22 protein-coding genes, 1 tRNA gene and 1 pseudogene are annotated in these 24008 nt (G+C 60.1%); 15 read left to right on the top strand and 9 right to left on the bottom strand.

Translation table 11 applies throughout. The features are described 5' to 3' along the window. Nucleotides 1-8: 8 nt before the first annotated feature. Together grxC and AB4O01_RS22085 are read right to left on the bottom strand one after the other, a co-directional pair. Entirely contained in the window at nucleotides 9-263 is a 255-nt protein-coding gene (gene grxC / locus AB4O01_RS22090) for a glutaredoxin 3 (RefSeq protein WP_095120761.1), read from the bottom strand. A gap of 1 nt (nucleotide 264) precedes the next feature. Beyond that, a complete protein-coding gene (locus AB4O01_RS22085) occupies nucleotides 265-678 on the bottom strand; it encodes a rhodanese-like domain-containing protein (protein WP_083367280.1) in 414 nt (137 codons plus the stop codon). A gap of 153 nt (nucleotides 679-831) precedes the next feature. Between AB4O01_RS22085 and gpmI the strand changes: the two genes are divergently transcribed. The 5 genes and pseudogenes from gpmI (at nucleotide 832) to AB4O01_RS22060 (ending at nucleotide 7487) form a co-directional block, all read left to right on the top strand. Further along, a complete protein-coding gene (gpmI, locus tag AB4O01_RS22080) occupies nucleotides 832-2361 on the top strand; it encodes a 2,3-bisphosphoglycerate-independent phosphoglycerate mutase (RefSeq protein ID WP_093430035.1) in 1530 nt (509 codons plus the stop codon). Nucleotides 2362-2577: 216 nt separating this feature from the next. After that, nucleotides 2578-3863 (top strand): annotated as a pseudogene (locus tag AB4O01_RS22075) (murein hydrolase activator EnvC family protein). Nucleotides 3864-3894: 31 nt separating this feature from the next. Further along, nucleotides 3895-5214: a S41 family peptidase gene (locus tag AB4O01_RS22070; protein ID WP_053116593.1), complete on the top strand. Its 1320-nt coding sequence runs from the start codon at nucleotides 3895-3897 to the stop codon at nucleotides 5212-5214. A gap of 2 nt (nucleotides 5215-5216) precedes the next feature. Further along, nucleotides 5217-5993 (top strand): divergent polysaccharide deacetylase family protein, encoded by a 777-nt coding sequence (locus AB4O01_RS22065; RefSeq protein ID WP_460089546.1) that lies wholly within the window; start codon nucleotides 5217-5219, stop codon nucleotides 5991-5993. Nucleotides 5994-6110: 117 nt separating this feature from the next. Further along, the gene (locus tag AB4O01_RS22060) at nucleotides 6111-7487 is read left to right on the top strand and encodes a Vps62-related protein (protein WP_460089544.1); all 1377 of its coding nucleotides are present in this window, start codon (nucleotides 6111-6113) and stop codon (nucleotides 7485-7487) included. Here AB4O01_RS22060 and AB4O01_RS22055 read toward each other — a convergent pair. From AB4O01_RS22055 to AB4O01_RS22025, 7 genes are all read right to left on the bottom strand, one after another. Continuing rightward, a complete protein-coding gene (locus AB4O01_RS22055; RefSeq protein ID WP_093430032.1) occupies nucleotides 7468-8223 on the bottom strand; it encodes a substrate-binding periplasmic protein in 756 nt (251 codons plus the stop codon). The genes AB4O01_RS22060 and AB4O01_RS22055 overlap by 20 nt on opposite strands. An 82-nt stretch (nucleotides 8224-8305) precedes the next feature. Further along, on the bottom strand, nucleotides 8306-9076 hold the full coding sequence (hisF, locus tag AB4O01_RS22050) for an imidazole glycerol phosphate synthase subunit HisF (RefSeq protein ID WP_007897430.1): 771 nt from the start codon (nucleotides 9074-9076) through the stop codon (nucleotides 8306-8308). A gap of 9 nt (nucleotides 9077-9085) precedes the next feature. Beyond that, complete coding sequence (hisA, locus tag AB4O01_RS22045) at nucleotides 9086-9823, bottom strand: 1-(5-phosphoribosyl)-5-[(5-phosphoribosylamino)methylideneamino]imidazole-4-carboxamide isomerase (protein ID WP_003220753.1); 738 nt, start codon at nucleotides 9821-9823, stop codon at nucleotides 9086-9088. A gap of 42 nt (nucleotides 9824-9865) precedes the next feature. Then, nucleotides 9866-10126, bottom strand: coding sequence for a DUF2164 domain-containing protein (locus AB4O01_RS22040; RefSeq protein ID WP_003220751.1), 261 nt, complete (start codon nucleotides 10124-10126; stop codon nucleotides 9866-9868). Further along, on the bottom strand, nucleotides 10127-10765 hold the full coding sequence (hisH, locus tag AB4O01_RS22035; RefSeq protein WP_007909206.1) for an imidazole glycerol phosphate synthase subunit HisH: 639 nt from the start codon (nucleotides 10763-10765) through the stop codon (nucleotides 10127-10129). After that, entirely contained in the window at nucleotides 10765-11358 is a 594-nt protein-coding gene (gene hisB, locus AB4O01_RS22030; protein WP_007909204.1) for an imidazoleglycerol-phosphate dehydratase HisB, read from the bottom strand. Before hisB ends, hisH begins: the two co-directional genes overlap by 1 nt. Before the next feature lie 273 nt (nucleotides 11359-11631). Further along, on the bottom strand, nucleotides 11632-13296 hold the full coding sequence (locus tag AB4O01_RS22025) for an OFA family MFS transporter (RefSeq protein WP_095047160.1): 1665 nt from the start codon (nucleotides 13294-13296) through the stop codon (nucleotides 11632-11634). 224 nt (nucleotides 13297-13520) lie between these two features. On the opposite strand from AB4O01_RS22025, the gene AB4O01_RS22020 reads away from it, so the two are divergent. The 10 genes from AB4O01_RS22020 to AB4O01_RS21975 all read left to right on the top strand — a co-directional run bounded on the left by AB4O01_RS22020 (nucleotide 13521) and on the right by AB4O01_RS21975 (nucleotide 24000). Next, nucleotides 13521-13925: an acetyl-CoA sensor PanZ family protein gene (locus AB4O01_RS22020; protein ID WP_460089542.1), complete on the top strand. Its 405-nt coding sequence runs from the start codon at nucleotides 13521-13523 to the stop codon at nucleotides 13923-13925. A gap of 78 nt (nucleotides 13926-14003) precedes the next feature. Beyond that, nucleotides 14004-16229, top strand: coding sequence for an AsmA family protein (locus AB4O01_RS22015; protein WP_099757745.1), 2226 nt, complete (start codon nucleotides 14004-14006; stop codon nucleotides 16227-16229). Continuing rightward, nucleotides 16226-17293, top strand: coding sequence for an A/G-specific adenine glycosylase (mutY, locus tag AB4O01_RS22010; RefSeq protein WP_460089540.1), 1068 nt, complete (start codon nucleotides 16226-16228; stop codon nucleotides 17291-17293). Before AB4O01_RS22015 ends, mutY begins: the two co-directional genes overlap by 4 nt. Beyond that, on the top strand, nucleotides 17290-17562 hold the full coding sequence (locus AB4O01_RS22005; protein WP_016986336.1) for an oxidative damage protection protein: 273 nt from the start codon (nucleotides 17290-17292) through the stop codon (nucleotides 17560-17562). The genes mutY and AB4O01_RS22005 overlap by 4 nt, the downstream gene beginning before the upstream one ends. Before the next feature lie 104 nt (nucleotides 17563-17666). After that, nucleotides 17667-17742, top strand: a tRNA-Phe gene (locus tag AB4O01_RS22000). Between the two features lie 418 nt (nucleotides 17743-18160). Then, the gene (gene sbnA, locus AB4O01_RS21995; protein WP_460089538.1) at nucleotides 18161-19135 is read left to right on the top strand and encodes a 2,3-diaminopropionate biosynthesis protein SbnA; all 975 of its coding nucleotides are present in this window, start codon (nucleotides 18161-18163) and stop codon (nucleotides 19133-19135) included. Between the two features lie 5 nt (nucleotides 19136-19140). Next, a complete protein-coding gene (gene sbnB, locus AB4O01_RS21990) occupies nucleotides 19141-20172 on the top strand; it encodes a 2,3-diaminopropionate biosynthesis protein SbnB (protein WP_460089537.1) in 1032 nt (343 codons plus the stop codon). Then, nucleotides 20166-21947, top strand: a complete 1782-nt coding sequence (locus tag AB4O01_RS21985) for an FAD/NAD(P)-binding protein (protein WP_427119922.1) — start codon at nucleotides 20166-20168, stop codon at nucleotides 21945-21947. The genes sbnB and AB4O01_RS21985 overlap by 7 nt, the downstream gene beginning before the upstream one ends. After that, nucleotides 21944-22558 carry a glutathione S-transferase family protein gene (locus AB4O01_RS21980; RefSeq protein WP_093430026.1) on the top strand — a complete coding sequence of 205 codons (615 nt, stop codon included), beginning with the start codon at nucleotides 21944-21946 and terminating at the stop codon, nucleotides 22556-22558. Before AB4O01_RS21985 ends, AB4O01_RS21980 begins: the two co-directional genes overlap by 4 nt. A 17-nt stretch (nucleotides 22559-22575) precedes the next feature. After that, complete coding sequence (locus AB4O01_RS21975; RefSeq protein WP_460089535.1) at nucleotides 22576-24000, top strand: L-lactate permease; 1425 nt, start codon at nucleotides 22576-22578, stop codon at nucleotides 23998-24000. The last annotated feature ends 8 nt before the right edge of the window (nucleotides 24001-24008 follow it).

Raw genomic sequence — 24008 nt, 5'->3', positions numbered from 1 at the left:
GCAGCCGTTCAGGCCTTGAGCAGCGCGTCGAGCTTGCCGGCGCGCTCCAGGGCATACAAATCATCACAACCGCCGATGTGCTTGTCGCCGATCCAGATCTGCGGCACGGACGTACGCCCGGCCTTCTGACTCATGGCAGCACGAATCTGCGGCTTGCCATCGACCTTGATCTCTTCGAAGGCCACGCCTTTGTTCGCGAGCAACTGCTTGGCTCGCACGCAATAAGGGCAGTAATCGCTGGAGTAGACGATGACTTCGCTCATATCACTTCACCAGCGGCAGGTTATCGCCTTTCCAGCTGGAGATCCCGCCGGACAGCTTGGCGGCGGTGAAGCCGGATTTCATCAGCTCGCGGGCGTGGGTGCCAGCGGTCTGGCCCAGCGCGTCGACCAGAATGATGGTCTTGGCCTTGTGTTTTTCCAGCTCGCCGATACGCGCAGCCAGTTTGTCCTGGGGAATGTTCACCGCGCCAACGATGTGGCCGGCAGCAAAATCCTTGGCCGGACGGATGTCCACCACCACGCCTGCGTCTTTGTTGACCAACGCGGTCAGCTCGCCGGTGCTCAGGCTTTTACCGCCGCCCTGCATCGTGTGCGCCAGCAGCAGAGCCAGCAGTACGACGAAGATACCGACAAGAATGTAGTGGTTAGTGGCAAATTCAATCAGGTGAGCAACCATCGAAGGAGGTTCCAGGGCGTTAAAATGTCGGCCAGTATACACAGCCACTATGGTCGGCCAAACCCCGTCCGGCGGTGACGCGGTCGGAACTTAGCTTTAAACTCCAACTCCCTTTTCCATCGCCCTCTTCTTTATTAGCCACGAGTGGATTCCATGACTACCACGCCTAAACCTTTGGTCCTGATGATTCTCGACGGCTTCGGTCACAGCGACAGCCCCGAATCCAACGCCGTTTTTGCGGCGAAGAAGCCTGTTCTGGATCGCCTGTGGGCCACCGTGCCCAACGGCTTGATTTCGGGCAGCGGCATGGACGTCGGCCTGCCGGACGGCCAGATGGGCAACTCCGAAGTCGGCCACATGAACCTTGGCGCCGGCCGCGTGGTGTATCAGGACTTTACCCGCGTGACCAAAGCGATCCGCGACGGCGAGTTCTTCGAGAACCCGACCATCTGCGCCGCTGTGGACAAAGCCGTGGCCGCCGGCAAAGCCGTGCACTTCATGGGTCTGCTCTCCGATGGCGGCGTACACAGCCACCAGGATCACCTGATCGCCATGGCCGAACTGGCCTTCAAGCGCGGCGCCGAAAAAATCTACCTGCACGCTTTCCTTGACGGTCGCGACACCCCACCGAAAAGCGCTGCGTCGTCCATCGAACTACTCGATGCGACCTTCCAGGCACTGGGCAAGGGCCGCATCGCCAGCATCATCGGCCGCTACTTCGCCATGGACCGTGACAACCGCTGGGACCGTGTGGCTCAGGCCTACAACCTGATCGTCGACGGCAACAGCGAATTCCACGCCGCCACTGCGCAGGAAGGTCTGGACGCCGCTTATGCGCGCGGCGAGAGCGACGAATTCGTCAAAGCCACGACCATCGGTGAGCCGGTGAAAGTCGAAGACGGCGACGCCGTGGTGTTCATGAACTTCCGCGCCGACCGCGCCCGCGAGCTGACTCGCGTGTTCGTCGAAGACGACTTCAAGGATTTCGAACGCGCGCGCCAGCCGAAACTGGCCGGTTTTGTGATGTTGACCCAATACGCAGCGAGCATCCCTGCACCCTCGGCGTTCGCCCCGGGCAGCCTGGAAAACGTCCTCGGCGACTATCTGGCGAAAAACGGCAAAACCCAGCTGCGCATCGCTGAAACCGAAAAATACGCCCACGTGACCTTCTTCTTCTCCGGCGGTCGTGAAGAACCGTTCCCGGGCGAAGAGCGCATCCTGATTCCATCGCCGAAAGTCGCCACTTACGACTTGCAGCCGGAAATGAGCGCGCCGGAAGTCACAGACCGCATCGTCGACGCCATCGAAAACCAGCGTTACGACGTGATCGTGGTCAACTACGCCAACGGCGACATGGTCGGCCACAGCGGCGTGTTCGACGCGGCGGTGAAGGCTGTGGAATGCCTTGATACCTGCGTCGGGCGCATTGTCGAAGCGCTGGAGAAGGTTGGCGGCGAAGCGCTGATCACCGCTGACCACGGCAACGTCGAGCAAATGGCCGATGAATCCACCGGCCAGGCGCACACCGCACACACCACCGAGCCGGTACCGTTCATTTACGTCGGCAAGCGCGACCTCAAGGTCCGTGAAGGCGGCGTGCTGGCGGACGTGGCACCAACCATGCTGAAGCTGCTGGGCCTGGAAAAACCGGCGGAAATGACCGGCACTTCGATTCTGGTGTAAACCACACCTAACCTTGTGGGAGCGAGCTTGCTCGCGAATACGGTGGATCAGTCGACAGTGATGTCGCCTGACACACTGCTTTCGCGAGCAGGCTCACTCCTACATTGGTTTGCGATGTTTTTCAGGCCAGTTATCACACATCCCCAATTGGGCGTTTTTTTTGCAGCCTCGGGCGGGCATACTAGGCCGTCCATTACCCTGGTGCCGCCCGCCTCTATGCTCCGCGTCCTGATCGCCCTCGCTCTGACCTGCCTGCTCCAACCGGCCTTCGCTGACGAGCGCGCGCAAACCCAACAACAGTTGGACGCCACGCGTCAGGACATTGCCGAGCTGAAAAAGCTGCTGAGCAAAGTCCAGGAAGAAAAGTCCGGCGTACAGAAAGAGCTTAAGGGCACTGAAACCGAGCTGGGTAAACTGCAGAAGCAGGTCGACGCGCTGCAGAAAGAACTGCAGAAAAGCGAATCCGAGCTGCAGCGACTCGATGCAGAGAAAAAAAACTCCAGAGCGCGCGCACTGAACAGCAGCGACTGATCGCCATTCAGGCCCGCGCGGCCTATCAGAACGGTCGGCAGGAATACCTCAAGCTGCTGCTCAACCAGCAGAATCCCGAGAAATTCGCCCGCACCCTCACCTATTACGATTACCTGAGCCAGGCCCGCCTGGAACAGCTGAAGAACTTCAACGAAACCCTGCGCCAACTGGCCAATGTCGAAAAAGACATTGCCGCCCAACAGGCGCAATTGCTGGTACAGAAAAGCAGCCTCGATACCCAGCGCGACGAACTGGAAAATGTCCGCAAGGAACGCCAGCAAGTGCTCGCCAAGCTCAACGATGACGTGAAGGCCCGCGACCAGAAACTCGCCGCCCGCGAGCAGGATCAGGCAGACCTGTCTAAAGTCCTTAAAACCATTGAAGAAACCTTGGCCCGCCAGGCCCGTGAGGCAGAAGAAGCGCGGCAGAAAGCGCTGATCGCCCAGCAGGAAGCGGAAAAAAAGCGTTTGCGTGAGGCGCAGGCTGAAAACAGCGACGCCCCACGAAAACCCGCTAGATCCACTCCCGGCGCGCTGGTCTCCAGCAGCGGCGAGACCTTCGGTGGCCCTTTTGCTGCAACCCGGGGAAAACTTCCTTGGCCGGTTGATGGTCGATTGTTGGCACGCTTCGGCGAATCCCGTGGCGACGACGCCCGCACCAAGTGGGACGGCGTAATGATCAGCGCCTCCGCCGGCAGCCAGGTGCATGCCGTACACGGTGGTCGCGTGGTGTTCGCCGACTGGCTGCGCGGCGCCGGGCTGCTGGTGATCCTCGACCACGGCAACGGTTTTCTGAGTCTTTACGGTCACAACCAGACACTGCTCAAGTCAGCCGGTGACGTGGTTAAAGCCGGTGAGTCCATCTCCACTGTCGGTAACAGTGGCGGCCAGGACACATCAGCGCTGTATTTCGCAATTCGTCAGCAGGGTCACCCGAGTGATCCAGCACAATGGTGCCGCGCGCAAGGATAAGCGTGCCGCCTAATTCAGGAGTTCGTTCGACATGCTGCATTTGTCCCGCCTTACCTCGCTGGCCCTGACGATCGCCCTGGTGATCGGCGCGCCTCTGGCGTTCGCCGCTCAACCGGCCCCGGCCGTCGCTCCGGCAGGCACTGCCGCGACTTCCAAGGCACCGTTGCCGCTGGAAGAATTGCGCACCTTTGCCGAGGTCATGGACCGGATCAAAGCCGCTTACGTCGAGCCGGTGGACGACAAGACCCTGCTGGAAAACGCGATCAAGGGCATGCTCAGCAACCTTGATCCGCACTCGGCGTACCTCGGCCCTGAAGATTTCACCGAGCTGCAGGAAAGCACCAGCGGTGAGTTCGGTGGTCTGGGCATCGAAGTCGGCGCCGAAGACGGTTTCATCAAAGTCGTCTCGCCAATCGATGACACCCCGGCGTCGAAGGCCGGCATTCAGGCCGGCGACTTCATCGTCAAGATCAACGGCCAGCCGACGCGCGGCCAGACCATGACCGAAGCCGTCGACAAAATGCGCGGCAAGATCGGCCAGAAAATCACCCTGACCCTGGTACGCGACGGCGGCACGCCGTTCGACGTGACCCTGGCCCGTGCGGTGATTCAGGTGAAGAGCGTCAAGGCGCAGTTGCTGGAAACCGGCTATGCGTATATCCGCATCACCCAGTTCCAGGTCAAGACCGGCGAAGAGGTTTCCAAGGCTCTGGCCAAGCTGCGCAAGGACAACGGCAAGAAGCTCAACGGCATCATTCTCGACCTGCGCAACAACCCGGGCGGCGTGTTGCAAGCGGCGGTGGAAGTGGTCGACCATTTCATCACCAAAGGTCTGATCGTTTACACCAAAGGCCGCATCGCCAATTCCGAACTGCGTTTCTCGGCCACCGGCAAAGACGAAAGTGAAGCCGTGCCGATGGTCGTGCTGATCAACGGTGGCAGTGCCTCGGCTTCGGAAATCGTCGCCGGCGCCCTGCAGGACCAGAAACGCGCGGTGGTCATGGGCACCACCAGTTTCGGCAAAGGCTCGGTACAAACCGTACTGCCGCTGAACAATGACCGTGCATTGAAGATCACTACCGCGCTGTACTTCACGCCGAATGGTCGTTCGATTCAGGCGCAGGGCATCGTTCCGGACATCGAAGTGCGCAAGGCCAAGATCACCAACGAGGCCGATGGCGATTACTTCAAGGAAGCCGACCTGCAAGGTCACCTGGGCAACGGCAACGGCGGCGCGGACAAACCAACCGGCTCCGGCGCCAAGCCCAAAGCCATGCCGCAGGATGATGACTATCAATTGGCCCAGGCCCTGAGCCTGCTCAAAGGGCTGAGCATCACGTCCGGCCGTTGAGGATGTCGCTGCGTTTCATCCTCGTTCTGTTGTGCTGTCTGGCGGGTGCTGCTCACGCAGAGCCCGCCAGCCCAAAGCCACACAAAGCCTACCTGACATTGATCATCGACGACCTGGGGCAGAACCTGCCCCGGGATCGCCGCGTGCTGGCCCTGCCCGGCCCGGTGACCACGGCGATCATGCCGGACACCCCGCACGCCACCGAGTTTGCCCGCGAAGCCCATCGCGCCGGCAAGATCGTTATCCTGCACATGCCCATGGACCCGGCCACCGGTCCCTATGCCTGGCACCCCGAACTGCCCATCGAAGAACTGGAAAAACGCCTCAACGCCGCGTTCAAAATGGTCCCCTACACTGCCGGCATCAATAACCACATGGGCAGCCGCATGACTGCGCAACCGGTGGCGATGGCCTGGTTGATGGGCGAACTGCAGCGCCGGCACAAGTTCTTCGTCGACAGCCGTACCAGCGCACAAACCGTGGCAGCGCAGCAGGCGCAGAAGATCGATCTGGCCAGTGTCTCGCGGGACGTGTTTCTTGATGACGAGCGCACTGAGGCAGCGATCTACACGCAGTTGCAGACCGCGATCAGCCTGGCGCGCAAGCAGGGTTCGGCGGTGATGATCGGCCATCCCTATCCGCAGACACTGGCGGTGCTCGAGCGCGAACTGCCGAAGTTGAAGGGCCAGGGAATCGACTGGATCGATATCAAACAGATGATCAGCCTGCGCAGCAATCGCGCCATGGCCAGTCATGGTAAAGACGGGGTTTACCGGTAATACCCTGTGACGCTAGCACATACATAGTTACCACCCGGAAACCGTCCCCATTCCCGATAGTGCGACCTCCAACAGGTCGCGACGCCCTCGCGTCGCTTTCAACTATCAGGAATCATCATGACTATTGAAGACAACACCGCAGCGCATCCCATGCCAATGGAACCGATCATGCAGGACAATCTGCTGATCAACTTCACCACGGAGTTTCACCGGGTCTGGAGCACTAACGGCTCAAAAGCCAAACCTGCCACATTCTGGCGCCCCACTCCTGCTCCGGATGCATTGCCGGGCTACTTTCCGCTGGGCGACGTGCTCTTTCCCGGCGACGCCAATATCAATGGCGAAATGGTCGCAGCCGTGGTCTGCGAGAAAGATATGGCAGGGTCCTTAAGCACTAAAGGAAAGGCACTGGCCCGCCCTGCCGATTTTGAACTGGTCTGGAAAGAAACCGGAGCGCCCGGTGTTACTCGCATGTCGATCTGGCGACCTCTGGCACCCGTCGGTTACGTCGCTCTGGGGCTCGTATGCTCCAACGATCACTGCAAACCTTCGTTGAACTCGGTGCGCTGCGTCAGGCTCGACCTGGTCATAGCAGCGAACGTCGGTGATCTGATCTGGAATGACAAGGGCAGCGGTGCCAAGCTCAGTTTCAGCGCCTTTGGCATCGAACCGTCGACTGCCGCCGCAGGCGACATCCATTTTGCGCCCGGCACCTTCGTGGGCATCCAGGGCTACAGCAAGCCTGCAGCACCTTCGACGGCGTATGGCTTGCGCATGCAAATTCCGCTGCAAGTCAGCGCATCGCCGCAAATTCCGACCCTCACCGGATACACGAAGCCCGTAGTGAACGAACCCGCCACCGTCACCCAGATTGCCCGCCTGCCTTGGTTCGCAGTGCGAGATCATGCTCATCCCGGCGAACAATTTCGCAATTCGCCTTACTACGAACTGAAGAGAACTGACGAATATGTGCTCATTGGTCACGAGCGCAATGAATCGGACAAGCATCGGGCCGTTAAATGGACAGCACCACGTCTGCAGAACGCGGTGACAATGCGCATGTTCCATAGTTTTACCGCCATGGAAATCGTCAAAGCCTGGCCGACCGTGCCTCTCAGCGATATCCGCATGACAAAATTCTCGGCCTGCCTGCCAAAAAGTTTGACCCGCACCGAAACGTCTTCCAACGGTTGGAACGAGCTACGATCTCAAGTGGTTGTCGCCATGGCGCCGAAGCAAACAGCCGTCGCGGTTTATCAGATGCAAAGCCATTACGAGTTGGTACGGGAAGACGGTACTCAAGTGGCGGTCGACTTTGGTTATACCGATGATTCAAGCGTTCTGCTGACGCAATATCCGCCGGAGTCCGTTGAGCTCGCCAGCGCGTGTCCGCCGCTGACGACAGACACCCCGGCAATATCTGGCACCGATGGCGCCAACGCTAAAGAGCAGCCATCATCGGGCCTGGATGTCGTTATAGATACCGCCCCATGATTTCGTCCACCACGCCTTCTTTGCGCAACTGATCCAGCGCAGCCTGAAGCTTGGCGACTACTTCGTCGGAGACGTCCTTATTCAGCGCCAGATACAGTTCTGCACTGTTGAAGCGCAGCACGGTCTTGAGACCGGTGACACCGTCCTGCCGCGCCAGATAACGCCCGGCAGGATCACCGGTGGCCCACAGGTCGATCTGACCATTGACCAGTTTCTTCGCGTTGTCCTGATCGCGCAGCACTACTATCGGCTTCAGACCTTGTTTGGTCAGTGTCTCGGCAATCGCATCGCCCTTGTAGGCACCGATCTTGTACTTGCGCGCATCATTGAGGGTTTCGAGGGTGATCTTGCTGTCAGCCTTGGCCAGCATGATCCAGTCATCCGGACCGATCGGGCCGACCCATTTGAAGAGCTTTTCGCGGTCCGGCAGACGCGCCATCACGAAGGCGCCATAACCGGGATTTTCCAGAGCCAGTTTGTAGACGCGCTCCCAAGGAAAGCGCAGGGTCAGGCTGTAAGTGATGCCGGCACGCTGGAACACTTCGCGCACGATGTCGGTGGCGATGCCATTGATGTTCTCGCCTTGGGCGAAGTTCTTGCCGTTTTTCGCCATGTTATACGGCGGGAAATTTTCGGTGAGGAGCACCAGATCGGTGTCGGGACTGTTTTCGGCGCGGGCGGTGTTGATGAGCAACATCGATGCACTGGCGAGAACAAGAAGCAGGCGTTTGATCATGTCGGGCTACCGGAATCCATGGCGTGCCCAAGAGTGCCTTGGGTGCGCCATGCTGTCCACTGGCCTGTATCGATCGTGACGCTTAACGCATCACGATCCCGCGATGCGCCATATAGGCCTTGGCTTCCTGCACGGTGTATTCGCCGAAGTGGAAAATACTCGCCGCCAGCACCGCACTGGCATGGCCCTCGAGAATGCCGTCAGCCAAGTGCTGCAGATTGCCGACGCCGCCGGAAGCGATCACCGGGATGCCCAGCGCATCGCTGATCGCGCGGGTCACGCCGAGATCGAAACCGTTTTTCATGCCGTCCTGATCCATGCTGGTCAGCAGGATTTCACCAGCACCGAGGCCTTCCATTTTCTTCGCCCACTCGACCGCGTCGAGGCCGGTTGGCTTGCGCCCGCCGTGGGTGAAGATTTCCCAGCGCGGGGTTTCGCCCGGGCCGGAGACTTTCTTCGCGTCGATGGCGACAACGATGCACTGCGAGCCGAAATGCTGCGCCGCTTCACCGACGAACTCCGGGTTGAACACGGCAGCGGTGTTGATCGACACCTTGTCCGCACCGGCATTGAGCAGGTTGCGGATGTCCTGCACGGTGCGCACGCCGCCGCCGACGGTCAGCGGGATAAACACCTGGCTGGCCATGCGCTCGACAGTATGCAGCGTGGTGTCGCGACCATCGACGCTGGCGGTGATGTCGAGAAAGGTAATCTCGTCGGCACCCTGCTCGTCATAACGACGGGCGATTTCCACCGGGTCACCGGCGTCACGAATGTTTTCGAACTTCACACCTTTGACGACCCGGCCGTTGTCCACGTCCAGGCAAGGGATGATGCGTTTGGCCAGCGCCATGGTCAGTCCTCAGCCTTGGTACGAATCGCAGAAAGCTTGCGCTTCGGCGACGTCGAGGGTGCCTTCGTAAATCGCCCGGCCGGTGATGGCACCGATGATGCCTGGCGCTTTGGCGTCGAGCAGCGACTTGATGTCACCCAGATTGTGGATGCCGCCGGAAGCGATCACCGGGATCTTGGTCGCAGCGGCCAGCGCAGCGGTGAACGGCACGTTGCAACCCTGCATCATGCCGTCTTTGGCGATGTCGGTATAAACGATCGAGGAGACGCCGTCGGCTTCAAACTGCTTGGCCAGATCGATGACCTGCACGGTGCTGATTTCAGCCCAGCCATCGGTGGCGACAAAACCGTCTTTGGCATCCAGACCGACGATGATCTTGCCCGGGAACGCGCGGCAGGCTTCAGCGACGAACGCCGGATCTTTCACGGCTTTGGTGCCGATGATCACGTAGCTCACGCCAGCCTTGACGTAGTGTTCGATGGTTTCCAGCGAACGGATACCGCCGCCGATCTGGATCGGCAGGGTCGGATAGCGCTTGGCGATCGCGGTAACCACTTCGCCGTTGACTGGCTGGCCTTCGAACGCGCCGTTCAGATCGACCAGATGCAGACGGCGGCAACCGCCCTCCACCCACTTGGCAGCCATGCTCACCGGGTCATCGGAGAACACCGTGGAATCTTCCATGCGGCCCTGACGCAAACGTACGCAGGCACCGTCTTTAAGATCGATAGCGGGAATAATCAGCATCTGGCAAACCTTCAAATTTGAATGTTCAGCTTGGCTCGGAAATCAGTTTTTCTCGAGCGCCCACAGGTCGCTTTCGATGCTTTCAAACCGCTCTTTGAGGTGGGTCTGCACATCGAAAATCGCCCTGTTGTAATAGTGCGGAGCAATTTCGCGGGTAAACAGCTCAAGAATTTCCGCCGCTTCGAACGAACCGAGATCCAGTTCGAAACGGTCTTCCATGAACCGCTGAATCTTGCGATTGGCCTCGTTCTCCTGTTCGGGAGTGAGGGTCAGAATCGGCGGCTTGGACTTCTTGGCAGCCATTTACCAGCGACCGTCCCACGCAGCGAAGTTCTGCAGCAATTGCAGGCCATGGGTATGGCTTTTCTCCGGGTGGAACTGCACGGCGAAACGCGAGCCATCGGCCAGCGCCGCAGCGAAATCGACACCGTAATGACCGCCACCGACCACCTGCCGCGCGTTGGCGGCGGCGATGTAGTAGCTATGCACGAAGTAAAAACGCGCCATGTCCGGAATGTCGTGCCACAACGGGTGGCTGACCTTCTGCTTCACCTCGTTCCAGCCCATGTGCGGGACTTTCAGGTGTTCGCCGTCTTCATGCAGGTCTTTGCCGAAGAACTTCACCGCGCCCGGGAACAGGCCGATGCAGTCGACGCCGTCGTTCTCTTCACTGGTGTCGAGCAACGCTTGCATGCCGACACAGATACCGAGGAACGGACGATCCTGACTGACTTCACGCACCAGTGAATCGAAGCCGAGGCGACGGATCTCCGCCATGCAATCGCGAATTGCGCCAACACCGGGGAACACCACGCGGTCAGCTTCGCGAATCACGGCGGCATCGCTGGTGATCAGCACTTTACCGGCGCCGACGTGCTCGAGGGCCTTGGCCACCGAGTGCAGGTTGCCCATGCCGTAATCGATAACTGCAACCGTCTGCATTACAGAACGCCTTTGGTCGATGGCATTTGCCCGGCCATGCGCTCATCCAGCTCGACAGCCATGCGCAGCGCGCGGCCGAAAGCCTTGAACACGGTTTCGATCTGGTGGTGGGTGTTGGTGCCACGCAGGTTGTCGATGTGCAGACTGACCAGCGCATGGTTGACGAAGCCCTGGAAGAACTCCTGGAACAGGTCAACGTCGAAGCCGCCGACGGTGGCGCGGGTGTACGGCACGTGCATCTGCAGGCCTGGACGACCGGAGAAGTCGATGACGACGCGCGACAGCGCTTCATCGAGCGGCACGTAAGCATGACCGTAGCGACGGATGCCTTTTTTATCGCCGATGGCTTTGGCAAACGCCTGGCCGAGGGTGATACCGACATCTTCCACCGTATGGTGGTCGTCGATATGCAGATCGCCCTTGCATTCAATATCCAGGTCGATCAACCCGTGACGGGCGATCTGATCCAGCATGTGCTCAAGAAAAGGAACACCGATATCGAATCGGGCCTTTCCGGTGCCATCAAGGTTGATCGAGGCTTTGATCTGGGTTTCCAGAGTGTCGCGCTCGACAGACGCCTTACGTTCGGCCATCACCAGCTCCGCAAAATCATTGGGCGAAAAAGGCAGCCATTATAGGCACGCGAGGCGCAAACAGAAACACGAGAGGTGAGATGGCTGACGGATAGAACGCCCGGCTGTCGCGGGTAGACATGTCCATACAAGCCATTACAGGCAGCGCAAAAACAAATGTGGGAGCGAGCTTGCTCGCGAATGCGGTGGATCAGCCAACAATTAAGTTGACTGATATTCCGTCTTCGCGAGCAGGCTCGCTCCCACAGGTTCGGTGTTTATTCAGCTAACACCTTAGTGAAACAGTACCGCCGTTTTCTGCAGGGTCACCCACACACCCCACGCCAACGGAATACCCACCACCAGCCACGCAGCGATCGCCAGCGGCTTGCTGCCCGGGGCGGCTTTCCACTCCAGGACCGTGCTGGCATCAGCACCTTTGTCGTGACCCAGCGCCTGTTCGGCAGCCAGCTCAGCGTCGGTCATGAAGTATTTGTCAGCCACCGGACGCACCAGCAGGTTGCACAGGAAGCCCAGCACCAGCAGGCCTGCGAGGATGTACAGGGTGATGTCGTAAGCGGCAGCGCGTTCAACGCCGATGCTCAACTGATACTCACGCAGGTAGTTCACCAGCACCGGACCGAGCACGCCGGCCGCAGCCCAAGCGGTCAGCAGACGACCGTGGATCGCACCGACCATCTGCGTACCGAACAGGTCGGCCAGATACGCCGGCACCGTGGCAAAACCGCCGCCGTACATCGACAGAATGATGCAGAACGCCGCCACGAACAGCGCAACGTTGCCCAAATGGCCCATGTTCGGGATCAGCGCGTACAGGGCAAAACCCAGGGCGAAGAACACGAAGTAGGTGTTTTTGCGGCCCAGGTAGTCCGAGAACGAAGCCCAGAAGAAGCGGCCACCGATATTGAACAGGCTGAGCAGACCGGTGAAACCGGCAGCAATCGCAGCGATCGAAGCCAGTTGTCCGGCGTCGAGCTGACCAAACGGCACATCGACACCCAGCAGTTTGCCGCCGAACACTTCCTGCAGCAGTGGCGAAGCCATGCCGAGGATGCCGATGCCGGCAGACACGTTCAGGCACAGCACCAGCCAGACCAGACGGAATTGCGGGGTTTTCCACGCCACATTCACGTGCACGTGACGGTGGGTGATCATCGAGTTCGAGGCTTTCTTCGCCGGAGCGGTCCAGCCTTCAGGTTTCCAGCCGGTTGGCGGAACGCGGTAAGCCAGAGCACCACCGATCATGAACACGAAGTAGATCGCGGCCATGGCGACGAAGCTCTGCCAGACGCCGACACCGGTTGGCGAAGCGAAGTGGCTCATCAGCGCGGTTGCCAGCGGTGCACCAACCATCGCGCCGCCACCGAAACCCATGATTGCCATGCCGGTAGCCATGCCGCGCTTATCCGGGAACCACTTGATCAGGGTCGAGACCGGCGAGATATAGCCCAGGCCCAGACCAATACCGCCGATCACGCCAGAGCCGAGCCACATCAGCCAGATCTGGTGGGTATAAATACCCAACGCGGAGATCAGCAGACCGCCGCACCAGCACAGTGCAGATACGACACCGGCCTTGCGTGGCCCCGCGTGTTCCAGCCAGCCACCCCAGATCGCTGCCGAGCAGCCGAGGAAGATGAAGAACAGCGTGTAGATCCAGCCGAGCATCGAGATCGGCCAGTCGCATTGCGACGAGAACACTTGTGCGATGAAGCTCATGTCCGGTGCGCAAGCCACCGGAGCGGTGACGCCCAGCGCCTTGGACAGCGGCAACCAGAACACCGAGAAGCCATAGGCCATGCCGATGCACAGGTGGATGGCCAGAGCGGCCGGTGGGACTAGCCAACGGTTGAAACCGGGCTTGGCGATGATGCGTTCCTTGGACAGGAACGCGGGCTGATCGGCTTTGAGGCCGTCCGCCGTGATGCTCGTGCTCATTGTGTATCCCCCAATTATTAGTATGGTTCGCCAGCCACTGTTCACCCCCGGCCTTTATGCACGCAGGCATGACCGTTTTTTTGGGTGAAGCTCCTTGAAGGCGCGACGTTAAGTCGCAGAAGGACGGACGAACGGGCGAAGGTTACCATTTGCACGTGACAGAAAAACCAAACTGATATCACCTTTTTTCTGTCGTCTGATCTCGTATCACTCAGGAAAACGCCATGCCAATCGTCGTACAAGCGCTGAACGCCGCCAATTATCAGGATCAGGAGGATTTGCGGAAGATTTATCGCGACGCGCCGGACTGGCTGTTTGCGCCGTTTTCCGGTGAAAACAATCTGATCGACCGCACGCTCGCCGAGGGAAGTTTTATTGCCGGGCGTTTCAACGACCGCCTGCTCGGTGCCGCTCGTCTACAGAGGCACCACGACGTTTGGTACTTGTCCCATTTATGCGTACGAAAAGTTACCCGTCGCCGTGGGGTTGCTGAACGGCTGGTGAACCAAGCGCAGAAAATGGCGTCGCAAGCGGGGGCTGAACTGCGTCTGCTGGCGCCTGCCGGGCATCCTGAAGCCTTGGCAATCGCAGCGAAGTTACACCTCCCGCTGGAGGTAATGGCAACATGACGCCACACCGAACCGGGCAATTGCAGCGCTATACTCCCCGGCTAAATTACGAATTCGACTAACTACAAGGACTCGCCCATGAAAGCGTTCGGCAAAATCCTGGGTCTGGTACTTCTCGGATTGTTGCTGATCATTGTGGCGGCAGGTTTTGCCCTGACCCACCTCTTCGATCCCAACGATTACAAAGACGAGATTCGCCAGATAGCCCGCGACAAGGCCCACATCGAGCTGACGCTCAATGGCGACATCGGCTGGAGCCTGTTCCCGTGGCTCGGCCTGGAACTGCACGAGGCCAGCGTTGCCACCCTGATCAATCCGACTGAACCGTATGCCGATTTGCAGATGCTCGGCCTGTCCGTGCGGGTGCTGCCGCTGTTGCGCCGCGAAGTGCAAATGAGCGATGTCCGCGTTGAAGGGCTGAACCTGCGCCTGAAACGCGACAAAAACGGCCACGGCAACTGGGAAGACATTGGCAAGGTACCGACAGCCGCCGCACCTGCCGGCAGCCCGGCACCTGCTAGCGCAGCCACTGCACAAGCCCCTGCCCAACCGGAAAAACCGCCACAGCCGATCCGCCTCGACATCGACAGCCTGACCGTCAACAACGCCCGCGTTGAATACAACGACGAGCTGACCGGCAAGCAATTCAGCGCCGAGAGCATCCAGTTGAGCACCGGCCCGGTACACGATTCGACGAATATTCCGGTGAAAGCCACGGCATTCCTCGGCACCAACCAGCCGGTCCTGCGCGTGCGTACCGAGCTCACTGGCGAACTGCGCATCGAGCGCGCACTGCAGCGCTACAAATTCGAAGACATGAAGCTGTCCGGCGAACTGGCCGGCGATCCGTTGCAAGGCAAGACCATGACCTTCGCAGCTCAGGGCCAGTTATCGCTGGATAAAGCGGCGAACGTCGCCGAATGGACCGGTATCAAAATCTCTGCCAACCAGTTGCGCGCCTTGGGTGAGCTGAAAGCCAATGACCTCGACAAGACCCCGCAAATCACTGGCGGGCTCTCCATCGCCCAGTTCGATCTGGCGAAATTCGTCGACAGCATCGGTCAGAAACTGCCGGCCATGGCCGAGGGCAGTCTGAGCAAAGTCGAATTGGTCAGCCGCGTTGCCGCCACGCCAACCAGCATCGCCTTCGACAACATCAACCTGAAACTCGACGACAGCAGCTTCAGCGGCCGCATCGCCGTCGAAGACTTCGCCAAACAATCGCTGCGGGCAATTCTCAAGGCCGATACGTTCAACGCTGACCGCTACCTGCCGCCGAAATCGGCACAAGCCAACAGCGCCACGCAAGTGCGTCAGGCCGAAGTCGCCAGCACCGAAGCCGATGCCATGGCCGGTGCCGGCTCTACCCCACTGCCGGACAAACCAAGCAAAACCGCCTGGAGCACCGAGCGCCTGTTACCGGTTGAGCGCCTGGCCAAACTCGACGTCGATGCCGATCTGACCTTCGGCCAACTGACCCTCGACAAACTGCCGATCCAGAACGCCGCACTGAAAGCCACCGGCCAAGGCGGCTTGCTGACCCTGACCAACCTGAGCGGCGAACTGTACAACGGCGGTTTCGCCGCCAATGGCACCCTCGATGTACGCCCGAGCGCGCCTGTGCTGAACCTGCAGACCAAGCTCAATCGCGTGCCTGTAGAAAAAATCCTCGAAAGCCAAGGCAAGAACCCGCCCGTCAAAGGCCTGGTAACCCTCACCAGCAATGTCACTGGCAGCGGCAACAGCCAGCAGGCGCTGATCGATACGCTTAACGGCAACGCCAGTTTCGTGATCAACAACGGCGTGCTGCTCAACGCCAATCTTGAACAGCAACTGTGCAAAGGCATCGCCACGCTTAACCGCAAAACCCTCAGCGGCGAACCACGCGGTAAAGACACGCCATTCCAGGAACTCAAGGGCAACCTGACTTTCCGCAATGGCATTGCCAGCAACCCGGACCTGAAAGTGCGCATCCCCGGCATGACCGTCAACGGTGACGGCGACATCGACTTGCGCGTGCTCGGCATGGACTATCGCGTCGGCATCATCGTCGAAGGCGACACCAGCGCCATGCCGGATCCGGCGTGTCAGGTCGGCGAAAAATTCGTCGGCATCGAATGGCCACTGCGCTGCCGTGGCCCGCTGGAATTGGGCGCCAAGGCCTGCCGTGTCGACAACGATCGCCTCGGTCAGGTCGCAACTAAACTGGCCGGCGACAAGCTCAGCGAAAAAATCGACGAAAAACTCGGTGACAAGGTCAGCCCGGAACTGAAAAACGCATTGAAGGGGCTGTTCAAGCGATGAGAGCGGAGCAATTTTCCACGGCGGTGCTGGATTGGTTCGACCGCCACGGCCGCCACGATCTGCCTTGGCAGCAGAACATCAACCCGTATCGGGTGTGGGTGTCGGAGATCATGTTGCAGCAGACCCAGGTCAGCACCGTGCTCAATTACTTCGACCGTTTCATGGCCGCGCTGCCGACGGTCGAAGCGCTGGCAGAAGCCCCCGAAGACGAAGTGCTGCACCTGTGGACCGGGCTGGGTTACTACACCCGCGCGCGCAATTTGCAGAAGACTGCGAAGATCGTCGTCAGCCAGTACGCTGGCGAGTTTCCGCGTGACGTTGAAAAGCTTACGGATCTGCCGGGCATTGGTCTGTCCACTGCCGGCGCCATCGCCAGTATCAGCATGGGCCTGCGCGCGCCGATCCTCGACGGCAACGTCAAACGCGTGCTGGCACGCTTTACCGCGCAAGAGGGCTACCCCGGCGAACCGAAGGTCGCCAAACAACTGTGGGCCACCGCTGAACGCTTTACGCCGCAGGATCGGGTCAACGCCTACACCCAGGCGATGATGGATCTCGGCGCCACACTGTGCACGCGTAGCAAACCGAGCTGCCTGCTGTGTCCGCTGGAACGTGGCTGCGAAGCGCACATGCTCGGCCTGGAAACCCGCTACCCGATTCCCAAGCCGCGCAAAGCCATTCCGCAGAAGCGCACGCTGATGCCGATGCTGGCCAACGGCGACGGCGCGATTCTGCTCTACCGTCGCCCCTCGAGCGGTTTGTGGGGCGGTCTGTGGAGCCTGCCGGAACTCGACGACCTCGATGACCTGCAACATCTCGCCGATCAGCACTCGCTTACCATGGGCGAGCAGCAGGCGCTGCCGAACCTCGTTCACACGTTCAGCCATTTCCAGCTGTCCATCGAACCCTGGCTGGTTCAGGTGCAGGAGGCCGCCCATCACGTGGCCGAGGCCGACTGGCTCTGGTATAACCTCGCCACCCCGCCGCGCCTGGGCCTCGCCGCCCCGGTCAAAACCTTGCTCGAACGCGCGGCCGCCGTCTTGAATGCAGGAGAGTCGCCATGACCCGCACCGTAATGTGCCGCAAGTACAAAGAAGAATTGCCCGCGCTGGACCGCGCCCCTTTCCCGGGCGCCAAAGGTCAGGATATTTTTGACCACGTCTCGGCCAAGGCCTGGGCTGACTGGCAGAAACACCAAACCCTGCTGATCAACGAAAAGCGTCTGAACATGATGAACGCCGAAGACCGCAAATATCTTCAGGGCGAAATGGACAAGTACTTCTCCGGTGAGGAATACGCCAAGGCCGAAGGCTACGTTCCGCCTGCTGAGTAAACCCTGCAAAATCGGGGGCCGGATCGTAAGCGACGGAATTAATTTAAGAAATTTTAAAAAAGTCGTTGACGTAAATCCGAAAAACCCTTTTAATGCGCCCCGTTGCCCAGATAGCTCAGTCGGTAGAGCAGGGGATTGAAAATCCCCGTGTCGGCGGTTCGATTCCGTCTCTGGGCACCAAATACCGAAAACCCTGAATCGCAAGATTCAGGGTTTTTTTATGCCTGCGATTTGATCACGCCTATCTGTCCGCCCCGCAACGCCCTCCTCTCGATACACCTCAAACCCGCCTGTACTGAAAAATACCCAAAATCTGTATCTCTCCCCATGTAGGAAAATTCGCCAGTATTCCTCCAAGCCTTGGCGAGCCAACGACTGGCTCTACTTTGCGCCCCGCAACACTCTGGGCCTCTGAAGCCCTCAGAGCGCAAAACCTGATTTTTTGAATAGATCGGCGTCCACCGCAAGGTCACTTCCTGTCCAGCTAAAAAATCTAAAAACAAACCCAACAGGCGAACTGCATTTACTGCTTTTCAAACATTCCAGGATGAATGCTGGCGCCCCTGTGCGCCCGGCAAAAGAGCGAAACGGACGACGTATGATCAAGCAACTTATCAATGAAGACAGTTATGTGCAGATTGGCGATCTGTGCAGCGCAACGATTCAGCTGAAAATCGAAGGACTGAATCCTGCCGGATCGATCAAGCTCAAAACCGCACATGCCCTGATCACGGATCTGGAAAACCAGGGCCGGATTCACCATAAGACTCGCCTGGTCGAGTCTTCCTCGGGGAATCTGGGGGTCGCGCTGGCCATGGTCTGCGCCGCCAAGGGCTACAAGTTTGTCTGTGTGATCGACCCGAACATTTCTGCGCCGAACAGAAAACTCATGCAGGCACTGGGCGCCGAAATGATCATGGTCGATCAGCGTGACGAAAACGGCGGCTACCTGAATTCGCGTATCCGTTTGATCGAGCAACTGGTCGCAGGGAACGCCGACTACATCTGGCTCAATCAATACAAAAACCCGACCAACCCCCTCGCTCACTATCAAGCGACCGCGAAGTCCATCGCCCATAAGTTTCCACACGTGGACTACTTGTTCGTCGGCGCCGGTACCACCGGTACTTTGATGGGCTGCAAGAACTACTTCGCCGAACACCATCCGCACACCAAAGTGATTGCCGTCGATACGGTCGGCTCGGTGACCTTCGGTCTGCCGGGCGGTACGCGGCATATCCCGGGGCTGGGTACCAGCCGTCTGCCAGAGATCTTCGAGCCGTCGGGGATTCACGACTTCGTATCGATCGCCGAGGAACAGACGATCAAGGTCTGCCGCTGGCTGGCGCAACGCTACGGCCTGCTTTTTGGTGGCTCCACCGGCACTGTCCTGGCGGGCATCCAGCAATGGGCGCCGCACATCCGTCCTGACGATGTCGTCGTGGCGATCTCCCCCGACATGGGTGAGCGCTACCTCGAAACCATCTACTCCGATGACTGGGTCACCCAGCGAATCGGCGCAAGCGCTTTGCAATCACTCTTTCCAGAAATCGCTCTGGCACTCTCGGCGTAATCCCCATGACTACACACAACTCGATTCAACCGTTCCATGTCATCCCAGGCGCCGTCGTCAAGGACATCCTCAACGGGCTGCGTCACGAAACCATCGACATGGTTGCCCAGACCTACCTGACCCACGAGCGCGGCGAAACCGTTAACCCGGATAGCTACTTCCTGCGTTTTGCGGCGCAACCGGCGAACCGGATCATTGCCTTGCCGGCGGCGATCGTCGACAGCGAGGGCGATCAGTCCGTCTCCGGGATCAAGTGGATTGCCAGCTATCCCGACAACATCAAGTCGGGCATCCCGCGCGCTTCGGCGGTGCTGATCCTCAACGATCCGGACACCGGCTATCCCTACGCGCTGCTTGAAGGCGCGCTGATCAGTGCCGTGCGCACCGCAGCGTCGGCGGTGCTCGGTGCCTGGTGGCTGAATGGCCAGAGCAAGAGCGCACAGAAACTCTCGATCATTGGCGGCGGGGTGATTTCGCGGAACATCCTTGAGACGTTCATCGCCGATGACTGGTCGTTCGACAGCGTGGGTATTCACGACCTCAACGCAGAGTCAGCGCAAGCGCTGTCGTCCTTCGGCAAACAGCTCGGGGTGCCGGATGTACAACTGTTGTCGCTGGACGAGGCACTGAGCGCCGACATCGTGGTGTTCGCCACCAGTGCCGGCGAACCCTACGTCAACGGCAGCGGCACCTTCCGCCCGGGACAGATCGTGCTGAACATCTCGCTGCGGGATATCGGCGCCGAGATCATCGAAGAAAGTTACAACTACTTCGACGACGTGACCCATTGCCTGAAAGCCAATACCTCGCCGCATCTGGCCGAGCAAAAATACGGTCATCGTGATTTCGTTACCGGCACCGTCGGGCAATTGATTCGCGGCGACCTGCAGGTTGCCACGGACAAGCCGCTGATTTATTCGCCGTTCGGCATGGGCATCCTCGATCTGGCAATTGGCCGGATGATCCACGACATCGCGGTCAAGGACGGTTCGGCGGTCGCCATCCCATCCTTCTTCGGGGAGGAGCGCAGATGGTGAAGGCGCCTCTGCACATCGGCCTGGTGGGCTGCGGCTCACGCGGGCTGTCGATTTTCGAACGCCTGTTGAGCCTTGCTGAAACGCTTGCGGAGCAGCCAGTCGTCATCGATATTTTCGATCCGAACGTGCTCGGAAGCGGCGCGCATTGGCCGGATCAACCGGACTATCTGTTGCTCAACACAGTCGCTGGCCAGCTCGGAGTTTTTCCCGACGCAGCGGCATTCGGAGACCTGACGGGTGCGCGGGAACGGCCGGGCGCGGATTTCCTGACGTGGTGCCACGAGCAGCGCATCAAGGTCGACGCGGACAGCGGACTGCTCGCCGCCGACGGCCGTGACGTTGAGCCGCAGGACTTCCTGCCACGCCATTTGCTCGGCGCCTATCTGGCGGATGCCTTCGCGCAAATCCTCGCGACGGCACCGCACTGGGTGAGCGTGAACCTGCATCAGCAGGCCGTCACCGCAGTCGAGAGCAACGCCGGTCAGCAATACCTGCTGCAGACCGCTTCGGGGGCTGCGGTCACCGTGGATCGGCTGATTCTGACGGTCGGCCATACCGGTCGCCTGCGCTCGGCGGATCGCAACCGCGTTGATGATGTCTATCCGCTGCCCGGCAGCCTCGCCACCATCGAGCCCGGCGAAACCGTGCTGGTCGAAGGGCTCGGGCTGGGTGCGATGGACACCCTGGCGGCGCTGACCTCCGGCAGGGGCGGTCGCTACAGGCGCATGGCCGACGGCAGTCACGCCTATCAGCCCTCGGGCCAGGAGCCGGTGATCTTTATCCAGTCGCGGGACGGGCTGCCGTTTCGCACCCGGCCCAACGGTCTGATTGAATGCCCGCGCCATCGCGCCGTACTGCTGACGAGTGCGCGCATCGAATCCCTGCGGGCAAGCAGCAATAACCGACAGTTGGACTTCGAACAGGACATCCTGCCGCTGATGCTGCTGGAGATGCGGGCGGCGGCCGTCGCCGTCGTACACAGCCCATCAGCGCCAGAGCAGGTGCTGGAGCGACTCAGGGCCGTTAGCGTTGCTGGCGAACCCGGGGTTGTCGCCTGTGAGACGTTACTGCGTGAGTACGAAGCGACCAGCGGCTCGATCGATCCGCAAGCGCTGATCTGGCATGCACTGCCGGACGACGTGCAGACCTACAACTATCACGCCTGGATCTACGACACCCTCGAAGCCGATTTGCACGAGTCGCGACTGGGGCGCGGAGGATCGGCGATCAAAGCCGCCATCGAAGTCTGGCGCGATCTGCGTGACCGCCTGCGTGAGGCCGTCGATTTCGACGGGCTGACCGACGCGTCGCATCGGCAGTTCTATGGCCGTTGGCACAAGGCGATCAACCGCCTCGTTGCGGGCCCGCAAAAAGAGCGCCACGCCGACCTGCTCGCCCTGTGTGACGCCGGTCTGCTGACATTCCTCAAGCCCGGCTCGCGTCCTGCGATCAACGACTTCAAACGCGTCGCCGGTTATGTCCAGAGCAGCGGCGTGAGCAACAGCGACTGCGCGCCGGTGCGTGATCTGGCGCGGCTGGGCCTGATCCGCCCGAGAACCGACGAACCGGGCATCGACGGCATCGATGTCGACGCCGCGTGCCACCCGAAATCGAGCGCCGGCGAACCGGTGCGCAACATTTGGGTACTCGGCCCGCTCGCCGAAGGTTCTTGCTACTACAACCACTACGTCACCTCGGCGGGCGCGCCTTCGCGTCTGTTCATGGACGCCCATCGAGCAGCCACTGCCATCCTTGAGACAGGGACTTCAGCATGAAGCTTTTCTACCAGACGCATTCACCCTACGCCCGCAAGGTGCTGGTGCTGGCTCACGAACTGGGCATCGCGTCGAGCCTGGAAGTGATCCATCACGAGACCAGCCCGACGTCGCCAAACGAGATCATCTACAAGGCCAATCCGCTGGGCAAAGTGCCGGTGCTGATCCTGCCTGACGACACGGCGCTGTTCGATTCCATCGTGATCTGTGAATACCTCGACGACCTGAGCGACGGGCCGAAACTCATCCCGGCAAACGGCCCTGAGCGCTACAAGGCGCTGCGCCTGCAAGCATTGGCGCAGGGCATGTGCGATGTCGGCATCAAGCTGCGCTGGGAAGTCGAGCGCCGCCCCGAGGCCTTGCGCTATCCGGCCTACGCCGACGGTCAGGCGTTCAAACTCAAGGAGGCTTACCGCTTCATCGAGGAACACGTCGACCTCAATGGCCCGATCACCCTCGGCCACATTGCCCTGGCGACCGCGCTCGACTGGATCGCCTTTCGCCAACTCTCGGACTTTTCCGCTCAAGCACGCCTGACCGAGTGGTATCAGACTTTTTGTGAGCGGGCGTCCATGCGGGCGACCGAGTACAGCGGGCAGACTCACGATTAAGTTAAGGAAAACCGGGTATGAGTTCTCTCTTGTTGCAAATGTCACCGATCGCGCTGGTGATCTCGTTGATCCTGATCGTCCGCCGACCGCCAGTGCAAGCGGCACTGGCCGGCGTAGTGCTGGTGCTCGTGCTGTGGGCCTTGGGCGCAGCCGGGCCTGTGTCGGCGGCGATCAGCACGGCGATCTTTCAGGACACCACCATCCTGTTTCTCAGCACGGCGTGCGTGATCATCCCGGGGCTGGCCTTCGTCATCCTGGTCGAGCGCGGTGGTGCGCCGCAGGCCATCGGCGCCTGGGTCAAAGAACTCGGCTGGACACCGCCGGCGCAGGTCATCTTCATCGTGCTGGGCCTCGCACCGCTGCTTGAAGCGATGACCGGTTTCGGCGTTTCGCTGATCGCAACCGTGCCATTGCTGATGGGGCTGTTCACCCGCCAGTCGGGGATGAAAATCGCCCTCGCCGGGATGGTCATCATGCCTTGGGGCACACTGGGTCTGGCCACCGTGATCGGCGCGCTGTTGGCGCACTTGCCGGCACAAACCCTTGGCAGTCATTCGGCGCTGATCAGTGCGCCAGTGTTCCTCTGCCTGGCGGCGATTGCTCTGTGGCAGGGTGGCATCCGCACGGTTTCGCCGTGGCTTGGACTGATCGTGGTGACGGCGCTGTTCGTCGCGGTGCTGTTTTCCATCAACCTGTGGATCGGCCCGGAAGTCTCCGGTGTGCTGGCCGGTCTGGCGGTGGCTTGCGTCGGCCTGGGGATCTCTTATGCACAACGGAAGAAACTGGTGCGCTGGCCGAACGCAGCCTGGCCCTATCTGGCCTTGCTGGGGGTAATCGTTGCGTCACGCGGGCTGTTCGTCCTGTCGGGCTGGGATGGGCTATGGATCATCAAAGGCGAGCATGTTTCGTGGAAGCCATTGGCCTCCCCGGGGCTCGCGCTATTGATCGTTACGCTGTTGATGGCAATCAAGCAAAGCGCCGCCGCAGGTTTCCCGTGGCGAGCGCTGTTCAACCGGGCGAAGTTTCCGGTCACGACAATTTTCCTGTTCCTGCTGCTTTCGCAGGTGATGGTCAACGCCGGTTTCCTCGTCGAAGCACAGCGCACACTGCAATCGTTGTCGGGGATTTCCCTGGCGCCAACCATCGCAGTGCTGGCGGGGCTTGCCGGTTACGTCACCGGTTCCAACGTCGGCGGCAACACCCTCGTCATGCCGTCCATTGCTGCGCTGAGCAGCGAACACGGTGCCTGGCTGGCCGCGATGGTCAACAGTGCCGCCGGGCATGGCGCGCTGGGGTCGCTGTCGATCCTGTCGCTGATCACCGGGCTGGCGGGCGCCAATCGGCATGAAGAAAACAACCTGATCCGATTCGCCTTCGGCCTGGTTGCGCTCAACATCGTCATAGTTGCTGCAACGGGGATCGTTTTGCTCTACTTTCTCTGAATTGTTTC

This window comes from Pseudomonas sp. S2_E02, assembly GCF_054668355.1.
Note: the sequence above shows the minus strand (reverse complement) of the source record. Positions and strands in the feature narration are given on the sequence as shown.

Coding starts and splice junctions, on each gene's coding strand:
- AB4O01_RS22070 (WP_053116593.1), top strand. CDS start 3,895: ATGCTGCATTTGTCCCGCCTTACCTCGCTGGCCCTGACGATCGCCCTG.
- AB4O01_RS22015 (WP_099757745.1), top strand. CDS start 14,004: ATGAAAGCGTTCGGCAAAATCCTGGGTCTGGTACTTCTCGGATTGTTG.
- hisH (WP_007909206.1), bottom strand. CDS start 10,765: ATGCAGACGGTTGCAGTTATCGATTACGGCATGGGCAACCTGCACTCG.
- gpmI (WP_093430035.1), top strand. CDS start 832: ATGACTACCACGCCTAAACCTTTGGTCCTGATGATTCTCGACGGCTTC.
- hisF (WP_007897430.1), bottom strand. CDS start 9,076: ATGGCGCTGGCCAAACGCATCATCCCTTGCCTGGACGTGGACAACGGC.
- AB4O01_RS22060 (WP_460089544.1), top strand. CDS start 6,111: ATGACTATTGAAGACAACACCGCAGCGCATCCCATGCCAATGGAACCG.
- AB4O01_RS22005 (WP_016986336.1), top strand. CDS start 17,290: ATGACCCGCACCGTAATGTGCCGCAAGTACAAAGAAGAATTGCCCGCG.
- AB4O01_RS22025 (WP_095047160.1), bottom strand. CDS start 13,296: ATGAGCACGAGCATCACGGCGGACGGCCTCAAAGCCGATCAGCCCGCG.
- hisA (WP_003220753.1), bottom strand. CDS start 9,823: ATGCTGATTATTCCCGCTATCGATCTTAAAGACGGTGCCTGCGTACGT.
- AB4O01_RS22020 (WP_460089542.1), top strand. CDS start 13,521: ATGCCAATCGTCGTACAAGCGCTGAACGCCGCCAATTATCAGGATCAG.
- AB4O01_RS22040 (WP_003220751.1), bottom strand. CDS start 10,126: ATGGCTGCCAAGAAGTCCAAGCCGCCGATTCTGACCCTCACTCCCGAA.
- AB4O01_RS22055 (WP_093430032.1), bottom strand. CDS start 8,223: ATGATCAAACGCCTGCTTCTTGTTCTCGCCAGTGCATCGATGTTGCTC.
- AB4O01_RS21975 (WP_460089535.1), top strand. CDS start 22,576: ATGAGTTCTCTCTTGTTGCAAATGTCACCGATCGCGCTGGTGATCTCG.
- sbnA (WP_460089538.1), top strand. CDS start 18,161: ATGATCAAGCAACTTATCAATGAAGACAGTTATGTGCAGATTGGCGAT.
- AB4O01_RS22065 (WP_460089546.1), top strand. CDS start 5,217: ATGTCGCTGCGTTTCATCCTCGTTCTGTTGTGCTGTCTGGCGGGTGCT.
- AB4O01_RS21985 (WP_427119922.1), top strand. CDS start 20,166: ATGGTGAAGGCGCCTCTGCACATCGGCCTGGTGGGCTGCGGCTCACGC.
- sbnB (WP_460089537.1), top strand. CDS start 19,141: ATGACTACACACAACTCGATTCAACCGTTCCATGTCATCCCAGGCGCC.
- grxC (WP_095120761.1), bottom strand. CDS start 263: ATGAGCGAAGTCATCGTCTACTCCAGCGATTACTGCCCTTATTGCGTG.
- AB4O01_RS21980 (WP_093430026.1), top strand. CDS start 21,944: ATGAAGCTTTTCTACCAGACGCATTCACCCTACGCCCGCAAGGTGCTG.
- AB4O01_RS22085 (WP_083367280.1), bottom strand. CDS start 678: ATGGTTGCTCACCTGATTGAATTTGCCACTAACCACTACATTCTTGTC.
- hisB (WP_007909204.1), bottom strand. CDS start 11,358: ATGGCCGAACGTAAGGCGTCTGTCGAGCGCGACACTCTGGAAACCCAG.
- mutY (WP_460089540.1), top strand. CDS start 16,226: ATGAGAGCGGAGCAATTTTCCACGGCGGTGCTGGATTGGTTCGACCGC.